14 protein-coding genes and 1 other annotated feature are annotated in these 18438 nt (G+C 59.4%); of the genes, 3 read left to right on the top strand and 11 right to left on the bottom strand.

Annotated features, from left to right (window positions below):
- Positions 1-13 precede the first annotated feature (13 nt).
- The 4 genes from QWJ34_RS18785 to tyrS all read right to left on the bottom strand — a co-directional run bounded on the left by QWJ34_RS18785 (position 14) and on the right by tyrS (position 6451).
- The gene (locus QWJ34_RS18785; RefSeq protein ID WP_302730205.1) at positions 14-550 is read right to left on the bottom strand and encodes a DinB family protein; all 537 of its coding nucleotides are present in this window, start codon (positions 548-550) and stop codon (positions 14-16) included.
- Positions 551-625: 75 nt separating this feature from the next.
- Positions 626-1573 (bottom strand): cysteine synthase A, encoded by a 948-nt coding sequence (cysK, locus tag QWJ34_RS18780; protein WP_302730204.1) that lies wholly within the window; start codon positions 1571-1573, stop codon positions 626-628.
- 126 nt (positions 1574-1699) lie between these two features.
- Complete coding sequence (lacZ, locus tag QWJ34_RS18775; protein WP_302730259.1) at positions 1700-4816, bottom strand: beta-galactosidase, LacZ type; 3117 nt, start codon at positions 4814-4816, stop codon at positions 1700-1702.
- A 339-nt stretch (positions 4817-5155) separates the two neighbouring features.
- The gene (gene tyrS / locus QWJ34_RS18770) at positions 5156-6451 is read right to left on the bottom strand and encodes a tyrosine--tRNA ligase (protein WP_302730202.1); all 1296 of its coding nucleotides are present in this window, start codon (positions 6449-6451) and stop codon (positions 5156-5158) included.
- Between the two features lie 135 nt (positions 6452-6586).
- Positions 6587-6845 (bottom strand) — a binding site (T-box leader).
- A gap of 254 nt (positions 6846-7099) precedes the next feature.
- Between tyrS and QWJ34_RS18765 the strand changes: the two genes are divergently transcribed.
- Complete coding sequence (locus QWJ34_RS18765) at positions 7100-9253, top strand: 5'-nucleotidase C-terminal domain-containing protein (RefSeq protein ID WP_302730200.1); 2154 nt, start codon at positions 7100-7102, stop codon at positions 9251-9253.
- 254 nt (positions 9254-9507) lie between these two features.
- Positions 9508-10098 carry a DUF559 domain-containing protein gene (locus tag QWJ34_RS18760; RefSeq protein WP_302730198.1) on the top strand — a complete coding sequence of 197 codons (591 nt, stop codon included), beginning with the start codon at positions 9508-9510 and terminating at the stop codon, positions 10096-10098.
- Positions 10099-10473: 375 nt separating this feature from the next.
- On the opposite strand, the gene QWJ34_RS18755 is transcribed toward QWJ34_RS18760, so the two are convergent.
- Together QWJ34_RS18755 and QWJ34_RS18750 are read right to left on the bottom strand one after the other, a co-directional pair.
- Positions 10474-11454: an aldo/keto reductase gene (locus tag QWJ34_RS18755; protein WP_302730196.1), complete on the bottom strand. Its 981-nt coding sequence runs from the start codon at positions 11452-11454 to the stop codon at positions 10474-10476.
- Positions 11455-11484: 30 nt separating this feature from the next.
- Entirely contained in the window at positions 11485-12072 is a 588-nt protein-coding gene (locus QWJ34_RS18750) for a class I SAM-dependent methyltransferase (RefSeq protein ID WP_302730195.1), read from the bottom strand.
- 278 nt (positions 12073-12350) lie between these two features.
- Between QWJ34_RS18750 and QWJ34_RS18745 the strand changes: the two genes are divergently transcribed.
- Positions 12351-13073, top strand: coding sequence for a YoaK family protein (locus tag QWJ34_RS18745; RefSeq protein WP_302730194.1), 723 nt, complete (start codon positions 12351-12353; stop codon positions 13071-13073).
- Between the two features lie 260 nt (positions 13074-13333).
- Here the strand turns inward: QWJ34_RS18745 and QWJ34_RS18740 are convergent, their stop codons facing one another.
- The 5 genes from QWJ34_RS18740 to QWJ34_RS18720 form a co-directional block, all read right to left on the bottom strand.
- Positions 13334-14326, bottom strand: coding sequence for an ABC transporter substrate-binding protein (locus tag QWJ34_RS18740; RefSeq protein ID WP_302730193.1), 993 nt, complete (start codon positions 14324-14326; stop codon positions 13334-13336).
- 230 nt (positions 14327-14556) lie between these two features.
- Positions 14557-15774 carry a winged helix-turn-helix domain-containing protein gene (locus QWJ34_RS18735; protein ID WP_302730191.1) on the bottom strand — a complete coding sequence of 406 codons (1218 nt, stop codon included), beginning with the start codon at positions 15772-15774 and terminating at the stop codon, positions 14557-14559.
- A 217-nt stretch (positions 15775-15991) separates the two neighbouring features.
- The gene (locus QWJ34_RS18730; RefSeq protein WP_302730189.1) at positions 15992-16636 is read right to left on the bottom strand and encodes an alpha/beta hydrolase; all 645 of its coding nucleotides are present in this window, start codon (positions 16634-16636) and stop codon (positions 15992-15994) included.
- A gap of 33 nt (positions 16637-16669) precedes the next feature.
- Positions 16670-17629 carry a VOC family protein gene (locus QWJ34_RS18725; protein WP_302730258.1) on the bottom strand — a complete coding sequence of 320 codons (960 nt, stop codon included), beginning with the start codon at positions 17627-17629 and terminating at the stop codon, positions 16670-16672.
- Between the two features lie 130 nt (positions 17630-17759).
- Positions 17760-18254: a MarR family winged helix-turn-helix transcriptional regulator gene (locus QWJ34_RS18720; protein WP_302730187.1), complete on the bottom strand. Its 495-nt coding sequence runs from the start codon at positions 18252-18254 to the stop codon at positions 17760-17762.
- Positions 18255-18438 lie beyond the last annotated feature (184 nt).

Raw genomic sequence — 18438 nt, 5'->3', positions numbered from 1 at the left:
TCCGCTTCCGTCTTCACGTTCGTCTGCGCAGTTGTCCGATCATCCGGTAAATCTGCCCCCGATGATGCGCTTCGTGCTCCAGCAGATGATAGACCGCCCATTCCGGCGTTACGTCGTATTCGTCCGGCAGTACCCGGATTCTTCTCCAGTCTTCGGAATCGATCGCTTTGAACCGATTCAGGAAATCGCGGCGCACGACCGCCAGCCGTTCCATATACCGGTCCAGGCTCTCGCCCGTCTCGTGGCTCAGCATCCCCTGTTCGTCGCGCTCTTCATCGCGCAGCCATGGCTCGATATCCGCACCGAACCCGTTCGCCTGCAGGATATCGAAATACAGCCAGCCCGCTTCGACGCGGGCGATATGGTACAGCAGAGCGCCGATCGTCGTCGGATAGCCGTCGATTTGCGCGTCGAGTTCCGCCTGGGTCAGATCGCCGATCTTGTTCAGCAGCTTGCTCCTTACATCTTCCATCGCCCAGAGCCAGCATCCGATTTCTTCGGGATAACCCGGCAGCGCGCGAACCTCGAGCCTGTCTCGCTTTGTTTCCATGCGGTATCCGCCTTTCGTCGATTGAATTTGGAGTACCAGTACCGAGTACCGGAGCGTCATCGGCCCTAAGCCGTCTCAGTCGAAAATTCCCATGCTCAAATACCGCTCGCCCGTATCGGGCGCGATGCAGACGACCTTTTTGCCACGGCCGAGCCGGCGGGCGATCCCGATCGCCGCATATACGGACGCTCCCGACGACGGGCCGAGCAGCAGGCCTTCAAGCCGGGCCAGATCGCGCATGGTACGCAGCGCTTCGTCGTCTTTGATGCGGACGATCTCGTCGTACACGTCCGTATTCAGGATCGGCGGCACGAAGCCCGGACTGGTGCCGACCAGTTTGTGCGGACCGGGCGCGCCGCCGGACAGTACCGGCGAGCCTTCCGGTTCCACGACCGCGATATGCAGATCCGGCAGCTCAGCGCGCAGGCTTTCGCCGGTGCCCGTAATCGTTCCGCCCGTGCCGGCGGTCGCGACGAAGGCGTCGAGACGCCCCTCCGTTTGCTGGAGAATCTCGACCGCGGTCGTGCCCCGATGCGCGTCCGGGTTCGCCGGATTCTCGAATTGCTGCGGCACGAAGCTGCCGGGAATGCCGGCCTGAAGCTCCGCCGCTTTGCGGATTGCGCCGGGCATCCGTTCCGCGCTCGGCGTCAGCACCACTTCCGCGCCGTACGCTTTGAGCAGATTGATGCGTTCGCGCGACATATTGTCGGGCATGATCAGGATCGCCCGATAGCCTTTGGCCGCGGCGATCATCGCCAGGCCGATGCCGGTATTGCCGCTGGTCGGCTCGATAATCGTGCTGCCGGGAGCCAGCAGGCCCCGCCGCTCCGCCGTTTCGATCAAATTGCGCGCCGCGCGGTCTTTCACGCTGCCCGACGGATTGAAGTACTCCAGCTTCACGTAAATCTCCGCCGCGTTCTCCGGCGCCAGGCGGCGAAGCTTGACCATCGGCGTATTGCCGACCAGTTCGTCGATGCCGCCGTACACTTTTTTCGCGCGTTCACGCACTTCATGTCCTTGCATGTCGTATTCCTTCCTTTCCGCTGCGCAGCCCCGGACTTGCCCGCAAACAAGCGACAAGCGGGAGAGAACGCTTCCGCAGCGCTTCTCACGCAAATCCCCTCATGATCTACGCCGGATGCCGCCGCTTCAACTCTCGGGCGACAATCCGCGCAGCGTAAACGAATATTCGTATTCCCGGTTCGCCGGCAGCGTGAATTCCTCATGCGTTCTCGCCTGCCAGCTGTCGTCGCCGCCCACGCCCATCTGCCGATGATTGACGCGCAGCACGGTCCGGTCGGACGCCGGAAGCTTATATGCATGGTCCGCCGCTTCCAGCGTTTCCGGCGCATGCGGCAGCGCGTTCAGCTCGACGTCGGGCCGGCCTTCCACCCGCAGGCCGAAGCCGTCCGCCCCGGCCAGTTCCGCCCAGCGCACACCGGTCTTGTTACCGGCTTCCTGCGGCCGCAGATACGGCGTAAGCTGCTCCGCGACAAGCCCCGAGTAGATCCCGAGCCGCGCTCCCGCCCGGCGGTCCCAATAGTTCTCGTGCGGACCGCGGCCGTACCATTTCAAACGGTCCAGACTTCCGTCCAGCTCCAGCAGCACGCCGATTTCCGGAATCTCCGGCAGTCCCGCGCCCGGCAGCAGCCGCAGCGAGACCCCGATCTCGCCGGAGCCGAGCACCTCGTAGACCAGCAGCGCTTCGGATGCCGGCTTCGTCGGCAGCTCGTACCGGACCTCCACGTTCAGCCGGTCCGCCGCGCCCGACACATCCAGGCTGCGAAGTTTGCGCTTGGCGCCGGCTTCGCGCCAGATTCCGCTGCGTTCTTCCAGTTTGCTGCCTCGGTCGTTGTCGGTCAGCGCGCGCCAGAAGTTCGGACGAACCGGCGCTTTGAGCCGTTCGCTGCCGTTCCAGATCCACGAAACCAGATCGCCGCTCTGCTTGTCGAAACGGACGGCGAACATTTCTCCCGAAGCCGTCAGCGAAGTTCCGTCGTCTTCGGTCTTGAGCGGCGCTCCCGCTGCCGCGCCCCCGAGTTCGTCCTGCGCGGCAGCATTTTCGCCGGAAGAAATCACGAACTGTCCGAAAGCGACTTCGTGCCCGGCATCCGCCCAGAACCGGTTCTCCGGCTCGACGAACGTCAGCGTCAGCGTATACTCGCCGCTGCGGTCCGGCAGCGTATACGGGATCTCGAGCTCGGCGGATTGCCCCGGCTCAAGCTGGAGCGGCAGCGTGCCGCGCTCGACGACTTCGCCGCCGCGCGCCGTTTCCCAGCACAGTTTGTAGCGGTTCAAGTCGGTAAACAGGAAGTCGTTGCGCACGCGCACTTTTCCTCGATCGAGATCGACCGCTTCGAACCGGACGTTCTGGTAGCAGGCTTTGACTTCCGCCAGCTTCGGGCTGACCGTGCGATCCGCGAAGATCAGGCCGTTGCCGCAGAAAGTGCCGTCGTTGGGCGATTCGCCGAAATCTCCGCCGTACGCCAGGTATTCGATTCCGTCTTCCGTACGCGAACGAATCGCCTGGTCGATCCAATCCCAGATAAACCCTCCCTGAAGCACCGGATAGCGGTCCGTCAGCTCGGTATATTTAAACAGATTGCCGCACGAGTTGCCCATCGCATGGCTGTATTCGCACAGGATAAACGGTTTTTTCGGCCCGCTTTTCGCATACTCTTCGACTTTCTGCGGGCTGGTGTACATATGGCTTTCGATATCGGAAGCTTCGTCCCACTGCCGCGCATGAAAAGTCCCTTCGTAATGCACGACCCGGGTTTTGTCGACCGCGCGGAAGAAATTCGCCATATGCAGGAAGTTCTCGCCGCCCCACGATTCGTTGCCGAGCGACCAGATTACGATCGACGGGTGGTTTTTGTCCCGCTGGTACATGGAGTTGGCCCGGTCGAGCACGTTGGCGCGCCAGTGCGGCTTGCTGCCGGGCACGGTGCGTTCGGATTCTTCCGCCTGCCCGTACTCCCAGCTGCCGTGCGTTTCCAGATTGGTTTCGTCGATCACGTACAGCCCGTATTGATCGCACAGCTCGTACCAGCGCGGATGGTTCGGATAGTGCGACGTGCGCACGGCGTTGATATTGCTCGCTTTCATTAATTTGATATCCGCGATCATATCGTCCACCGACACGGCGCGTCCCAGATCGGCGCTGAATTCATGGCGGTTGACGCCTTTGAACACGATGCGTTTGCCGTTGCTCTTCATAATGCCGTCTTCGATCTCGAACCTGCGGAAGCCGATACGCAAGCGGACCGCTTCGAGCACCCCTTCTTCGCTCGACAGCGTCAGCAGCAGCGTATACAAATTCGGCGTTTCGGCGGACCACTTGCCCGGCTTCGGCACAAGCGCCGACAGGGAAGCCGCGTACAGCGTATCTTTGAGCACTTCGACGTCTGCCGTCATGCGCGCCGAAGCTTCGCGGCCGGAGGCGTCGAGCAGCTGCGCTTCGATCGTGTGGATCCCCGCCTTTTTGCCGAGCGGACTTGCGATTTGCACGCCGATCCGGAGCAGCCCGTTCTCGAACGAATCGTCCAGATCGGCCGTCGCCTGCACATCCGCGATCTGCACGTTCGGCTTGGCATACAGATAAACGTCTCGGAAGATGCCGCTCAGCCGCCAGAAATCCTGGTCTTCCAGCCAGCTCGCGTCGCACCAGCGGTACACTTCCACGGACAGCATGTTTTCGCCTTTTTGCAGATAAGGAGTCAGCAGGAATTCGGCCGGCGTAAACGTATCTTCGCTGTAGCCGACCAGATCGCCGTTCACCCAGATGTAGAAGCACGATTCGACGCCCTGGAAGCTGATATAGACCGGCAGGTCCGTCCATTCCTCCGGCACGGTAAACGAGCGGGTGTAAGAGCCTACGGGATTGTATTCGGTCGGCGCAAACGGCGGCTCGATCGGCTCGCGTTCGTGCCACGGATAGCGCACGTTCGTATAATGCGGATAGTCGTAACCGTGCAGCTGCCAGTGGGCGGGTACCGGAATATCGGCCCAGCCCGACGTATCGTAACCGATTTCATAAAAGTTCTGCGGACGATCGGCCGGCTTGTCGGCGTGATGGAATTTCCACGTTCCGTTCAGCGAAAGCACCCGGCTCGATTCTTCGCCATCCGCCAGCGCTTCTTCCGCGGTCGCATAAGGAATCCAAGCCGCATGGGCGTCCAAGCGGTTGAGCTGAAAAATCTCGGGATTGTTGTTCCACTCGGGATACCCGTTTTCGGGCGCGACATACTTGTATTTTTTCGTCAATGTATTAGGCAAAAGCTCCACCTCATTATATAAGAATAAAAGAGTTCGGCTCTCGGAGTCTGAACAGGATGTCCTTGCCCGAATTATAATGCACCGCGGGACTTTTTACAAAGAACGCTCCGCCGGGCCCGGGTCGCCGATCAGCTCTTCCATTATGAAGCGATTTCGTTTGGATGGGCAGCAGATCCGTATAACCGGAAATAGAGCACAGCGGCGTTTTGAGATCGTGCGTGACCCCGGGATGCAAAAAAAGCCCTGCGGCGGCGGGAACGGAAGATCCGTTTCCCGGCCGCCGCAGGGCGGTGATGCTCGGTTTATGCGTGCTTGCGTATACTCATTTTATTGAAAACGAACCACGAAGTAGTTCTTCTTGCCGCGGCGCAGCACGAGCGTCGTGCCGTGCAGGCGGTCTTCGGCTCCGATGACCGTTTCGATCGAGGTGCGCTTCTCGCCGTTGACGGAGATCGCGCCGCTCTGGATGTCTTTGCGCGCCTGCCCTTTGGACGGAGCCGCGCCGGTTTCGACCAGAAGATCGATCAGCAGCGGCTCGGAATCGGCTGCGGCCGGCGTGGTCGGCATATCGGCCAGCGCTTCCGCCAGATCGGCTTCGCTCAATTCGGCGAAGTTGCCGGAGAACAGCGCCGCCGTGATTTTCTCCGCGCTATCCACTGCTTCGTTTCCGTGCACCAGGCCGGTCACGCGGCGGGCCAGTTCGCGCTGCGCGGACCGTTTTTCCGGCGCCTGCAGATGCTGCGTTTCCAGCGCTTCGATCTCCTCGCGGCTCAGGAACGTAAAGAATTTCAGGAACTTGATGACGTCGGCGTCGTCCGTGTTGATCCAGAACTGGTAGAACGCGTACGCGCTCGTCTTGCCGCGGTCGAGCCAGACGGCGCCGGATTCGGATTTGCCGAACTTCTTGCCGTCGCTCTTGGTCACCAGCGGCATAGTCATGCCGTATGCGTCGCCGCCGCCCGTTTTGCCGATCAGGTCGAGGCCCGCCGTGATATTGCCCCACTGGTCGCTTCCGCCGAGCTGCAGCGAGCAGTTCTCGTCTTCATGCAGCCGCTGGAAGTCGTATGCCTGCAGGATCATGTACGAGAACTCGGTGAACGAGATGCCGTGCTGAAGACGCGAATCGACCGAATCTTTGGCCAGCATGTAGTTGACGGTAAAGTTCTTGCCCACGTCGCGCAGGAAATCGATCATCGAGATCGGTCCCAGCCAATCGTAGTTGCTGACCATCTTGGCCGGAACTTTCGCGTCGCCCGTGCCGAAGTCCAGGAAGCGCGACAGCTGGTTCTGGAGTTTTCTCGTCCAGTCCGCTACGGTATCGGCCGTGTTCAGCGAGCGCTCGGTGGAACGTCCGCTCGGATCGCCGATCATGCCCGTGCCTCCGCCGACCAGCGCGATCGGACGGTGTCCGGCCAATTGGAAACGCCGCATCGTCAGCACCGGCAGCAGGTGGCCGATATGCAGGCTGTCCGCCGTCGGATCGAAACCGTTGTAGAACGTGACGCTTTCCTCGGTCAGTTTCTTCTGCAGTTCTTCGCGGTGCGTGACCTGGTAGATCAGTCCTCTGTATTCGAGATCGTCCAGCAGCGCATTGGCCTCGATCGGGGTATGTTCGTTCGTCATTGTGTATTCCTCCTTCAAATTTCGGCAGCATCTTCAAACCGGCCGCGCACGGTAGTCTTCGCTCCCCCGGCCCGGGTTCTTCCGGCGCGAGCTTTCGGGTCCAAACGTCAAAAAAGACCCGTCCTGCTGTATTTCTACAGGGACGAGTCTTAATCGCGGTACCACCCTCATTGAACATGCGAGCCGCTTGCGGCCGGTACATGTTCCACTCGACGCCGGATAACGGAGGCGGGTTCCGTCCCGCTTCTTCCGCTTCCGGATCACCGGAAGACGGGTTCGAAACGGGAAGCTCCGGGACGTAATTCGCATTCATTCGCATACCGGCTCGCACCGACCGCCGGCTCTCTGGTTATGCAACAGATGAATGCTACTGGGTTCCCTTCAACGCTTGCTATGGCGATTCCGACGGGCGGAAACGCGGCTGGATCTTGCCGAAGTGCTTTGCTCATTGCTTCACTTTATATCACGGACGGACGAAAATTGTCAAACTGATTTTTTTCGCAAGCGCTTTAAGGGATTCGCAAAATATATTTAACACAGAGTTTACACAACCTTTGATTATAAAAAATCCCATGTGATACAATGTCACCGGACTACCAGTGACCGAGACAAGTCACTGCATTCAAACTTTGGGAGGCATGCAACTTTATGAATTGGAGAAATTGGAAACGGCCGGTCGTCGGCACGGCGGCAGCCGCGCTGCTGTCGGCTCAACTGCTGGGCGCCGCGGGCAGCGCGTCTGCGGCCGAAAACGATGTCGAGGTTCACCTGCTCGGCATCAACGATCTGCACGGACAGCTCGACACGACTTCCACCGTCGGAGACAAAGCGGCGGGCACCGCCCCTATTCTCGCTACATACCTGAAACAAACGCAGGCCAAGTACGCCAACTCGCTGCTGTTCCATAACGGGGACTCCGTCGGCGCGTCGGCGCCGATCTCTTCGCTGGAACGCGACGAGCCGACGCTCGAATGGCTGAACATGATGGGATTCGATGTCGGTTCGCTCGGCAACCACGAATTCGACCAGGGCATCGCCGCGCTCAAAGCGCAGCTCGGCGGCGGACTCGATCCCAAAGAAGGCAAAGTCACGCACGCCGGCGTCAAATTCGACTACGTCAATGCAAACGTTGTGGAAGAAGCGACCGGCAAAACGCTGATTAAGCCTTACGTAATCAAAGAAGTCGGCGGCGTGAAGATCGGCTTTATCGGCCTGGTCACCAAATCCACGCCTTCCAAAGTGGCTCCGTCGGGGACCAAAGGCGTACGCTTCCTGAGCGCCGCCGAAGAAGTGACCGCGGTCAACAAATATGCGAAAGAACTCCAGGATCAGGGCGTCGAAACGATCGTCGTGCTGGCGCACGATCCGGCCACAACCAAAGAAGGCGTCACAACGGGCGAAGCGGCCGACCTGGCGAAAGCTCTGCCGGCAAACTCCCCGATCGACGTGATCGTGGCCGGCGACAACCATGCGCTCGCCAACGGCGAAGTCAACGGCAAGCTGATCGTACAGGCTTACTCGTACGGCACGGCGTTCGAAGACATCAAGCTGCTGATCGATCCGGCTACGGGCGACGTAACGGAGAAATCCGCTACGGTTACGACCACGTATCAAGAAGGCGTAACCCCCGACGCCGCTACCCAGGCTTTGATCAAGAAATACATGGACAAGCACCCGGAACTGACCAAACCGGTCGGCACGACCGACGGTTCGGTTACGCGCACGGACGCTTACAACAACGAAGCGGCACTCGGCAACCTGATCGCCGACGCGATGCGCGCCGCCGATTTCGGCGACGGCAAAGAAGCGGCCGACTTCGCGTTTATGAACCCGGGCGGCATTCGCGCCGACCTGCCCAAAGGCGACGTCACATTCGCCGACTTGGCGAAAATCCAACCGTTCGGCAACACGCTCGTCAAGCTGACGCTGACCGGCGCGCAGATCGAAAAACTGCTCCAGCAGCAGTGGGGCGTCAACGCCGACGGCACCCCGAATACCAAAACGCTGCAAATCTCCGGCCTGAAATACAGCGCCGACCTGAACAAACCGGTGGCGGAGCGCGTATCCAAGCTGACGCTGACCGACGGCACGCCGATCGACCCGGCCAAGTCGTATACGGCCGTCGTCAATAACTTTATGGCGGCCGGCGGCGACAACTACGCCGTGCTGACCGAAGCCGGCGATTCCCTCGCCGGCCCGATTGACCTCGACGTGTTCTACAAGTATATCGTCGACACGTTCAAAGGCGGAGCGATCACGGCCAAAGTCGACGGCCGAATCGCCAACACGCCTGCGGCCGGAGCGGAAGCGCCGGATGCCGACGGGCCGGCAACGGCTCCTTCGACGCCTGCGGCGGACTCGCTGACGCGCGCCGAATTCGTATCCCGGCTGGTTGAAGAGCTGGGTCTGAACGCGGTATCCGCGCCGAGCAGCGCATTCACCGATGTGAAGAGCGACGCGCCTTACGCGGACGCGATCGCCGAAGCGGTCAAAGCCGGCTATATCAAAGGCTACGGCGGCGGCAAATTCAACCCGGACCAGAAGATCACCCGCCAGGAAATGGCGACCATCCTCGCCGGTTTCCTGAAAGATCGTCTGGAGCCGCTCAACGCGGCGACCGTACTTGGCAAGTACAAAGACGCTTCGTCCGTTGCCGCTTATGCCAAGACTCCGGTAGCGCAGCTGCTGAACGTCGGCATCCTGGCCGCGGACAAAGACGGCAACGTGATGCCGAAAGGCGCCGTCCAGCCGGCGGAAGCACAGGCGGCGATCGAGCACACTTTGGCCGCTTCGGCTTCGTAAATTGAATTTTAAAAGTCTGGTAAAAATCCGGTAGAACGCCTACAATCAAGTTAGCGATATTAAAAAAATCAACATCGGCGACGAAGCACGTCCCTCTCCTTCCCTGCGAATGGAGACGGGACGTTTTTTTGCGTTTCCGTCAGCCAGGCGCGTACGCAAATTCAAGGAGGAAAAATACTATGGAATTCGAACAAGCCCATTCCGCATTTCTGGAACAACATCTCGAACGCTGAAGCGGCGAGCGGAAAGACCGTTTGCAGCGCGGACACCGGGAAGCCGAGAAGTTATTTTGCCAAAACGTCTGGTGGCCGCTTCGCCGCGACTTCGAGCATCTGCACCCGGAGTACGAGGTGGCGGATTGGCGCGGACTGCACTACTTTTGCGACTTCGCCTGGATTACGCCTTACGCCAAAGTGATTGTAGAGATCAAAGGCTTCGGCCCGCACGTCCAGGACATGGACCGCCGCAAATTCTGCCGGGAACTCAATCGCGAAACGTTCCTGACCGCGCTCGGCTTCCAGGTGATCTCCTTCGCCTACGACGACGTCGCCCGGCAGCCCGACCTGTGCATCACGCTGCTGCGGATGGTGCTGGGGCGGTACCAGAGTGTGGGAGGAGAACGGGCTCGCGCTGCGATTATGGAAAAAGAAGTGATCCGGCTGGCCTGCACGCTGCTTCGGCCGATTCGTCCGGTCGACGTCAAAGTTCATCTCGATCTCGATTACCGCACCGCGGTCAAAACGCTTCGAAATTTGTGCGAAAAAGGATGGTTTGAACCGTATCGCGCAACGGGAAGTCGTGTAACCAGCTATCTACCGCGAGATACGGCTTTTTTGCAGATTTAAAAATAAGGGATGGCTAAAACAAAAAAAATTTAGACAATCCCGAATCCCCGAGGATCGCCTCGACTCCTTGGGATGCAAAAATCCACTTTATTCGCAGCATTTATCCGAAATAGGGTTATAAGATGCAAAAATCCACTTTATTCGTCCGAACAGAGCCTTTTGCCGGCTCGTACGGAAAATAGAGTGGATTTCTGCACTTTATCGATCGAAAATCGGCTTTGTCCGGAAGATAAGATGGATTTTTGCATTTCGCGCGCTTGATTGTTCACTTGCTCACTGGCTCACTGGCTTACTGGCTTACTGGCTTACTGGCTTACTGGCTTACCGCAATTTTATTCCACCGCAAATCGTTCATCCATCCTTACCGCGACCCCCTCACCGATGCCCCGTCACCGCGTGCGGCACGTAAGGTTCTTCCAGCCGCCGGATCTCTTCGTCCGTCAGTTGGACGGACAGCGCCGCGGCGGCGTCTTCCAGGTGATACGTCTTGGTCGCGCCGACGATCGGGGCGGTTACCGGGCGCTTCTGGAGCACCCAGGCGAGCGCGATCTGCGCGCGTGGCACGCCGCGTTCCTCCGCTACCCGGGCGACGGCTTCGACCACGCGGCGGTCGGCGTCTTCGGTGTCGGCGTACAGCGTTTTGCCGAACGCGTCGGTCTCGGAGCGCTTGCTGCTCGCTTCCCAATCGCGGGTCAGGCGGCCGCGGGCCAGCGGGCTCCACGGAATCACGCCGACGCCTTCCGCGTCGCACAGCGGCAGCATCTCGCGTTCTTCCTCGCGGTAGAGCAGATTGACGTAGTTTTGCATACTGACGAACCGGGTCCAGTTATGGCGCTCCGCCGTATGCTGCGCTTGGAGGAACTGCCACGCGTACATCGACGAAGCGCCGATATACCGGGCTTTGCCCGCTTTGACCACATCGTGCAGCGCCTCCATCGTTTCTTCGATCGGCGTGTTCGGGTCCCAGCGATGAATCTGGTACAGGTCCACGTAATCCGTGCCGAGCCTTCGCAGGCTGTGATCGATTTCCGCCATAATCACTTTGCGCGACAGCCCGCCGCCGTTCGGCCCTTTGCGCATATTGCCGTGCACTTTGGTCGCCAGCACGATCTCGTCGCGATTCGCGAAGTCCGCCAGCGCGCGTCCGACGATCTCTTCGCTCGTACCGTCCGAATACACATTGGCCGTATCGAAAAAGTTAATGCCAAGCTCCAGCGCTTTTTGGATAAAAGGCCGGCTTTCTTCCTCGCCCAGCGACCACGGATGCGGACCCCGTTCCGGCACGCCGTAACTCATGCAGCCGAGACAGATGCGCGAGACGTCGAGTCCCGTTTTGCCCAATTTGACGTATTCCATTTGTTTGTCCACCTTTCGATCGCAAAATGATTACACCCGGATGTCCACGGGATGCTCCAGCGGCAGCCGCACCGTATACGTGTATACTTTGGTGCGGTACAGATCGCCGCAAACGGCGATCGTATCCGGTTCCCAATCGTCGAATGCAAAAAAGACGCTGACTACGCGGGTACCGTCCGCGACGCGCTCGCGCAGTATCGGACCGAGCCGCCGCATGGCCGCGGGGTGCAGGTAACAGACGACCAGATCCGCGTTCTCGTATTCGTAAGCGAACAGATCGCCGCGCCGAAACGACAGCCGGGATCGCGGCATCCGGTTCGCCGACGCCAGCAGCCGGGAAGACAGCAGCGGGATCAGCGAGTTCTCCACGCCCGTCACCTTGCACAGCGGAAAGCGCCGCGTCAAATTCAGCGCCAGCGTGCCGAAGCCCGATCCGGCTTCGACGATATGGCCGCGATTCGGCAGCCGTCCGATTTCGCGCATCACCATGCGGCGCACCGGACGGCTGGTCGGCATCGGACTGATGCCGTTGCGGACGCTGGCATACACGATCAGCAGCAGAAGCAGCAGCACGATCCCGGCCAGCGACCAGCTTACAATCTCGTACAGTCCGTGCACAGGCAGTCCTCCTTTTTCCGGAACTTCAAAACCGGCGGTTTGCCCCGTGAACGCAAGCAGGACAAACTGCCGGTTTGCCGCCCTCTTATTCATCATAACCTTTTTGCGGCTTTCTGCCGCTTCCGCGCACGCTTTTTTTACAAATGCCGCAAGCTTTCTGCAAGCCCGGCCCGTCGATAATGAAAATTCTTTTGCGCATTTTCTTGAAATCCGCTCTTTTTCTTGCGAGAATCGTAGAGTGGGTTTCACCAGCCGCATATTGGAAAGGAATGAATGTATTGCACGTCAAAACCTGGCGCAGCGGCGTTCTCATGCTGCTGTGCATGTCGGCCGGTATCGTCGACGTCATCGGCTATATCCATCTGGGCCGCGTCTTCACGGCGAATATGACCGGCAACATCGTGATCCTCGGCATGTCGTTCGCGCATGTGGCCGAGCTGTCTTTTTTGCGGGCGGCGCTCGCCTGCCTCGGCTTTATCGCCGGCAACGCCGCGGCGGCCGTGCTGCTCAGCGGAAGCAAAGCCAAAGGCTTCTGGCCGGCGCGGATCACGCTGATCCTGTTTATCGAGCTGGCTTTCTATGTGCTGTTCGCGGCGCTGGCCGGTCCGGATATGAGCGAAACGATGCTGCATCTGCTGATCCTGCTGCTGAGCAGCGCGATGGGCATGCAGACGACCGCGGCGCGCAAGCTGGGCATCGCCGGTATCTCGACCACCGTCCTCACCAATAATCTGGCGAGCGTGATCGAAGACTTTGTGGCTTACTTCCGCAAACGCTTCGGCGCCGGCGCGGGCAAACCCGTCAAGATCGGCGGCGATACCTGGCTGAGATTTATCGCCGTGACCATCTACTGCTTCGGGGCTCTGGTCGCGGGCGTGGTGGAAGTCCGTCTTCCTTTCAGCGCGATCTGGATTCCGATCCTGGTCATGGTCGTCGTGCTGATCGTCGTACTGAAGCTGTTTCGCGGATTGGACGAGCAGGGCGACCGGCCGAGCCGGTAGATCGCAAAGCGGCCGCCAATCGCAAAAAAACGCCCGGAAACGCGCGGCCCGATCACGATCGGACCCGCTTTCCGGGCGTTTTTGTATACCTGACGACTAGCACGTTGCCAACTCTTAATCAGAGGTTTACGTTCAACTGAAACGCACACGCTTTAAGTGCGATTCAGGAGGGCGTAACCTTACCTTTAGTGTTGACAAGGTACTAGGGCGTTGCCAACGCAAAAGGTACATGCGCGGCGAATCTTCGCTCTTGTACGCTTTTACTTCGAATCCCCCAGGAATCCTTTTTCGAAAATGTCCAGCAGGTATTCGAGCGTCGTCGGGTCGCTGTACGAAGAAGCCGTCGATTCGAATTCGATCACATGTCCTTCTTTGACCGCCGGAATCTGTTTCCACACATTGGAGTCCATGATTTCGCTGTCGGCGTTCAGCTTGCGGCTGACCGCGATAAAGTCTCCCATATATTCGGGCAGCACTTCGAGCGACAGCGAGTAATAGCCTTCTTCCGAGACGGCTTCTTTGACTTTATCCGGCATTTTGAGCTGCATGGCCTGGTACAGAATCTCGGTTCCGCGCGCCCAGTTGTCGCCCATCACGAACGCGCTTTTGTCGTCCAGCTCGATCGCGGATACCGTGACGTCTTCGCCGTATTTCGCTTTGATCCTGCCGCCGATTTCCGCGGTTCTCGCGGTAAAGTCGTCGACCCACTGACGCGCTTCGGCTTCTTTGCCCAGCAGCTTGCCGACTTCCGCCTGCTGGTCCAGATAATTCAGCTTGCCCCAGGTGTAGACCACGGTCGGCGCGATCTTGCTCAGCTGATCCAGGTTTTTCATATGCGCGCCGGCGATAATCAGATCCGGCGCCTGCGCGGCGATCGTTTCCGGGTCTTCTTCCGAGACGATGGCCGCCTCTTTCAACTTGTCGGTAAACAGCGGATTCGCCGCCGTCCACTGATCGACGCCGATCGGCGTAATCCCGAGCGAAATCACGTTCGGCGCATTGGTCAAAGCGACGACGCGCGCGGGGTGGGCCGGGATTTCGACAGGTCCGGTTTCGGATTCGTACGTAACCGTTCCCGATTCTTCGGCCGCGCTGTCCGCCGGATTTTCGGTCGCGGCCGCGACCGAGGCTTCCTGCTTCGGCTCCGTCGAGGCTGCGTTTTGTTCTTGCGCCCCGCCGCCGCAGGCGCTCAAAACGAATACCAGCAGCAGCATGAAAGCCGCAGCTAAGTAGGATTTTTTGTTCGTTTTCATAGTCGGAAAGGTCCCCTTTGCATCATCGGCTTTTTTTATTCTTTCGCCAATGATAATCATTATCACACTTTTCGAAGTTTAGACGGTACTTCCCGGAATGTCAAGACAGAAACAAAAAAACGGCTTTTTTTCCGGAAAAAGGCCGTTTTTGGGGTCGAACTTTTTTAGTTGAATTCATGGAAAGTTAGACTGTTCCGTGCCCAACTTCCACCCGGCGGCCGATCATCTCGCTATACCGGCAGCGCTCCTTCAAAAGTCGTGCCGAGCGAGTCCGCGAAGCGGCGCAGCGCGCGTTCCACGCTTGCCCGCACCGCTGAATCGGCGCCTTCTCCGCCCTCCCACCACCACTGCTTGATCGCAAGCGGCGCCGTACCCCGCTGTTTCTCCGGTTCGAACCGGGCGACGAAGCGTCCGCCTGCGATAACCGGCAGCACGTAGTAGCCGTACTTTCGCTCGGCGGCCGGTTTGTACACTTCCCACCGGTAATCGAAACCGAACAGCTCCAGAATCAGCCGGCGGTCCCACAGCAGATTGTCGAGCGGTGCCAGAATGCAGGCGCGCATGCGGTCTTCGGCTTCGCCCGCCGCCTGCGCTTCCGCTCCGTCCGCTTTCCGCTGCGCAATCAGCGAGGCTTCCAGCAGTCCGATGTCGCGGGAGCGGATATACAGCGGATGTTCGATGCCTTCCACCGCGACCGGGGCGATCTCGCCGCGATCCAGCAGCGCGGCGAAAGCGTTCAAGCGCGGCGCGCTTTTCAGCCCCGTCATCAGCAGCGCGTCGCCCGGCCGGTTCCACAGCAGGCCCACGCTGCCGATCCGGCGCATCAGTCCCCATTCCCAGTAAGCGGCATCCGTTTCGAACGGATCGGGCCGGCCGTACAGTTCGGCGGGGACAATCCGCTGCGCCAGCTCGTAGTATTTGCGCCCGCCTTTCTTGTGATGCACGACCAGCCGGCCGGCAAAATACGAACCTTCCAGCGCGGCGCGGGCCAGCCGCGTCGGTCCCCAGGCCCAATCGACTTTCTCGTCGTATTCCAGATCGGCCGAGCACAGCGGTCCGCGCCGGCCGATCTCGTCCAGCACGGCTTCGGCGGCGGCCGGATTGGCCAGGCACCACGCTTGGTGACGCTGACGGTGGCGTTCGAAGAACGGCCAGTCTTCTATCGCGAAGATCGACATATTCTTATCCCAGTAATCGACCAGTCGGCGATCTTCGTACAGCAGTTCCCACAGCATGCCGCGCCGGAAATCCGCGATCCTCGATTGCAGCACCAGCTCGGGATTGGTGCCCACCACGTTCAGCGGATCGAACTGGATGCAGCCGACGCGGCGTACGTAAGCCAGAATACCGTCTTTGCCTGCCGAATCGAATGCGTGCGACAAGCCGTGATAATCGAACAAAAAACGTCCGGCCTGCTGCTTGCTCAGCGTATAAGCAGCTTTCTCCATTTCGGGTCGCCCCTTTCGCTTTCCGTCATCGCAAATCGGTGTGCCGCCGCGCCGGTCGAGCGGCTTTTTCTTCAATAGTCTTAGTGTACCCGCCGAAGCGTGCTGCGGCAAGAACCGCCGCCCGTTTTGCTCCCTGCCAAGAGGCGCGCAGCGGACACCGTACAAAGAACCCGTCCGGGAATGCGGCGGGTTCTTTGTCGTTTGCTGCGCTTATCTTTTATTGTCCGCTTTCCTGCTCGCTTTCGCCGTCCGCGCCGCCGAAATGTTCCGCAAACCAGCGGCCCGCCGCGTCCGCTTCGCTGCGCGTCAGCTGATGGCCTGCGTGTTCCCAGCTGGCCGCGACCGAAGCGCCCGCGCTTTCGAGCAGCCCGATCAGCTCTTCCGTATTGGAAGACGGCACCATGCCGTCGTTGCGACCCGCGCCGACAAACACGTTCACCGCGCTCAGGTCCGGCAGTTCAAGGCCGCGGATCGGCACCATCGGATGGTGCAGCAGCGCGCCGCGGAACACTCCGCCGTCGTGGAAGATCAAGCTGGCGGCGATATTCGCGCCGTTGGAATACCCCAGCGCCACCAGATTGGCCGGATCGAAATCGTATTCCGAAGCCGCCCGCGTCAGAAAATCCCAGATCTCGTTCGTACGGAAGACCAGGTCTTCCTCGTCGAACACGCCTTCCGCCAGCCGCCGGAAAAAGCGGGACATGCCGTTCTCCGAAACATTGCCGCGCAGCGACAGGATCGACGCGCCCGGCGCGATCGTTTCGGCCAGCGGAATCAGATCGTGCTCCGTCCCGCCCGTTCCGTGAAACAGCACCAGCACCGGCAGGCTTTCTTCGCTTCCTTTTTTAAAAATATGCCTCATTTCGTTCTCCCCTTTCCTAATATACGACCGTGTTCAAACGCCGTCCCCGGTTCTGCCGCCCACCTCCCGCACGGTAATCGGCAGCAAATTGTTTTCCAGCTCGGCGCGGCGCTCTTCGAACCAGGCCGGAAGCATCAGCTTCCCGCCCAGCGTTTCCGCCGCTTCGTCGACGGCGAATCCCGGCGGATCGGTCGCAATCTCGAACAGGATGCCGCCTTCTTCCCGGAAATAGACCGCGTTGAAGTACTGACGGTCCACCACCGGCGTCGGCTGAAAACCGCTGCCGCTTACCTGCGTCCGCCACAGTTCGTGCTGCTCAAAGTCCGCGGCGCGCCAGGCGATATGGTGCACCGTACCCGCGCCGCCCGCTCCCCACGGAGCCGCCGCCATCGGCAGATCGATCAGGTTGCCCAGTTCGCCCGACGCGCGGAAGCGGACAAAACCGTTGAATTCCCCGATCCGCTCCATGCCGAGCACATGCTCCAGCGCATAAGCGGTTCTCTCCGGATTCACGCTGTACAGCACCGCGCCGCCGAAGCCTTTAACCGCTTTGTCCGCAGGCACGCCGCCGAACGACCAGGTCGCGGCCGGTCCCTGCTCGCGTTCCACCAGTTCGAGCTGAAGCCCTTCGTTGTCTTTGAATTGAATATACCGTTCGCCGAAACGTTCCGAGCGCGTAAACGACATCCCGAAACCTTTCAGCCGTTCGATCCAGAAATCCATCGCGCCCACAGGAATGACATAAGTCGTAAAACCGACCTGTCCGCCGCCGATCCGGCCTCTGCGCGCTCCGGGGAACGGGAAGAAGGTGATGATGGTGCCCGGATCGCCCTGTTCGCTGCCAAAGTACAGATGATACACATCCGGCGCGTCGAAGTTGATCGTTTTCTTCACCAGACGAAGTCCGAGCACGCCCGCGTAAAAATCGACATTGGCCTGCGGATCGCCCGCGAAAGCCGTGATATGGTGGATGCCCGCCGTTTGCAAAGTCATCATGAAACACTCCTTTTTGATATAAGCTGTTTAATTCGCATTTAAAAATCTTTAATCCAAAGTATAATATCCGCAAAAAATTCGTGTGTCCGATTCTCAGCTAACTCTATCGTAGAGAAGCGCAGCCCGGCTAACCGCGCTCCGCTCCACGGCCCAGCTTCTTGAGCAGTTCCGCCGCGGCTTCCGTTTCTTCGGCGTTCAATCCGCTCATGATTTCGCTAACCGCCGCCGCATGCCGGGGAAAAATATCGTCGAACAGCTTGATGCCGGCTTCCGTAATCTCGGCGTAAATCACTCTGCGATCGTCGGGACTCGGCACGCGCCGCAGCAGTTCGCGCTTCTCGAGCTTGTCGATATTGTAAGTCACGCTGCCGCTCGTAATCAGAATCTTCTCGCCGATCTGCTGGAGCGGAAAACGGCCTTTGTTGTACAGCACTTCGAGAATCGTAAATTCCGAAGGCGACAAGCCGTGCCGCTTCATATCCTTGACCGCGCGGTCCATCACGTTCTTGTAGGCTTTGGACAGAATCACGAACAGATTGAGCGACGCCGCCTCGACGTTACGATCTTCGTTCTCCGCAGGATGTCCGCCGTCCGGCAGATTCGCTTCTTTGGATTGCGTCATCGTTCCTCGCCTCCCCGATTCAATAATGAATAGATCTGCTTTAAACCCAAAAACTTTGATTTAAACTTCTTTAATTAAAGATAAATCTTTTGCGGATACCTGTCAACTTTTTTTATCGCGGCAAACGGCGGCCCCGTGTCCGGTAATCCATCCCGTAAAAAAGAGACCCCGAAGGATCTCTCGT

The organism is Saccharibacillus sp. CPCC 101409, from assembly GCF_030518235.1.
In the GTDB taxonomy this organism is placed as follows: Bacteria; Bacillota; Bacilli; order Paenibacillales; family Paenibacillaceae; genus Saccharibacillus.
The sequence above is the reverse complement of the archived record's forward strand: the minus strand, read 5'-3'. Positions and strand labels throughout refer to the sequence as shown.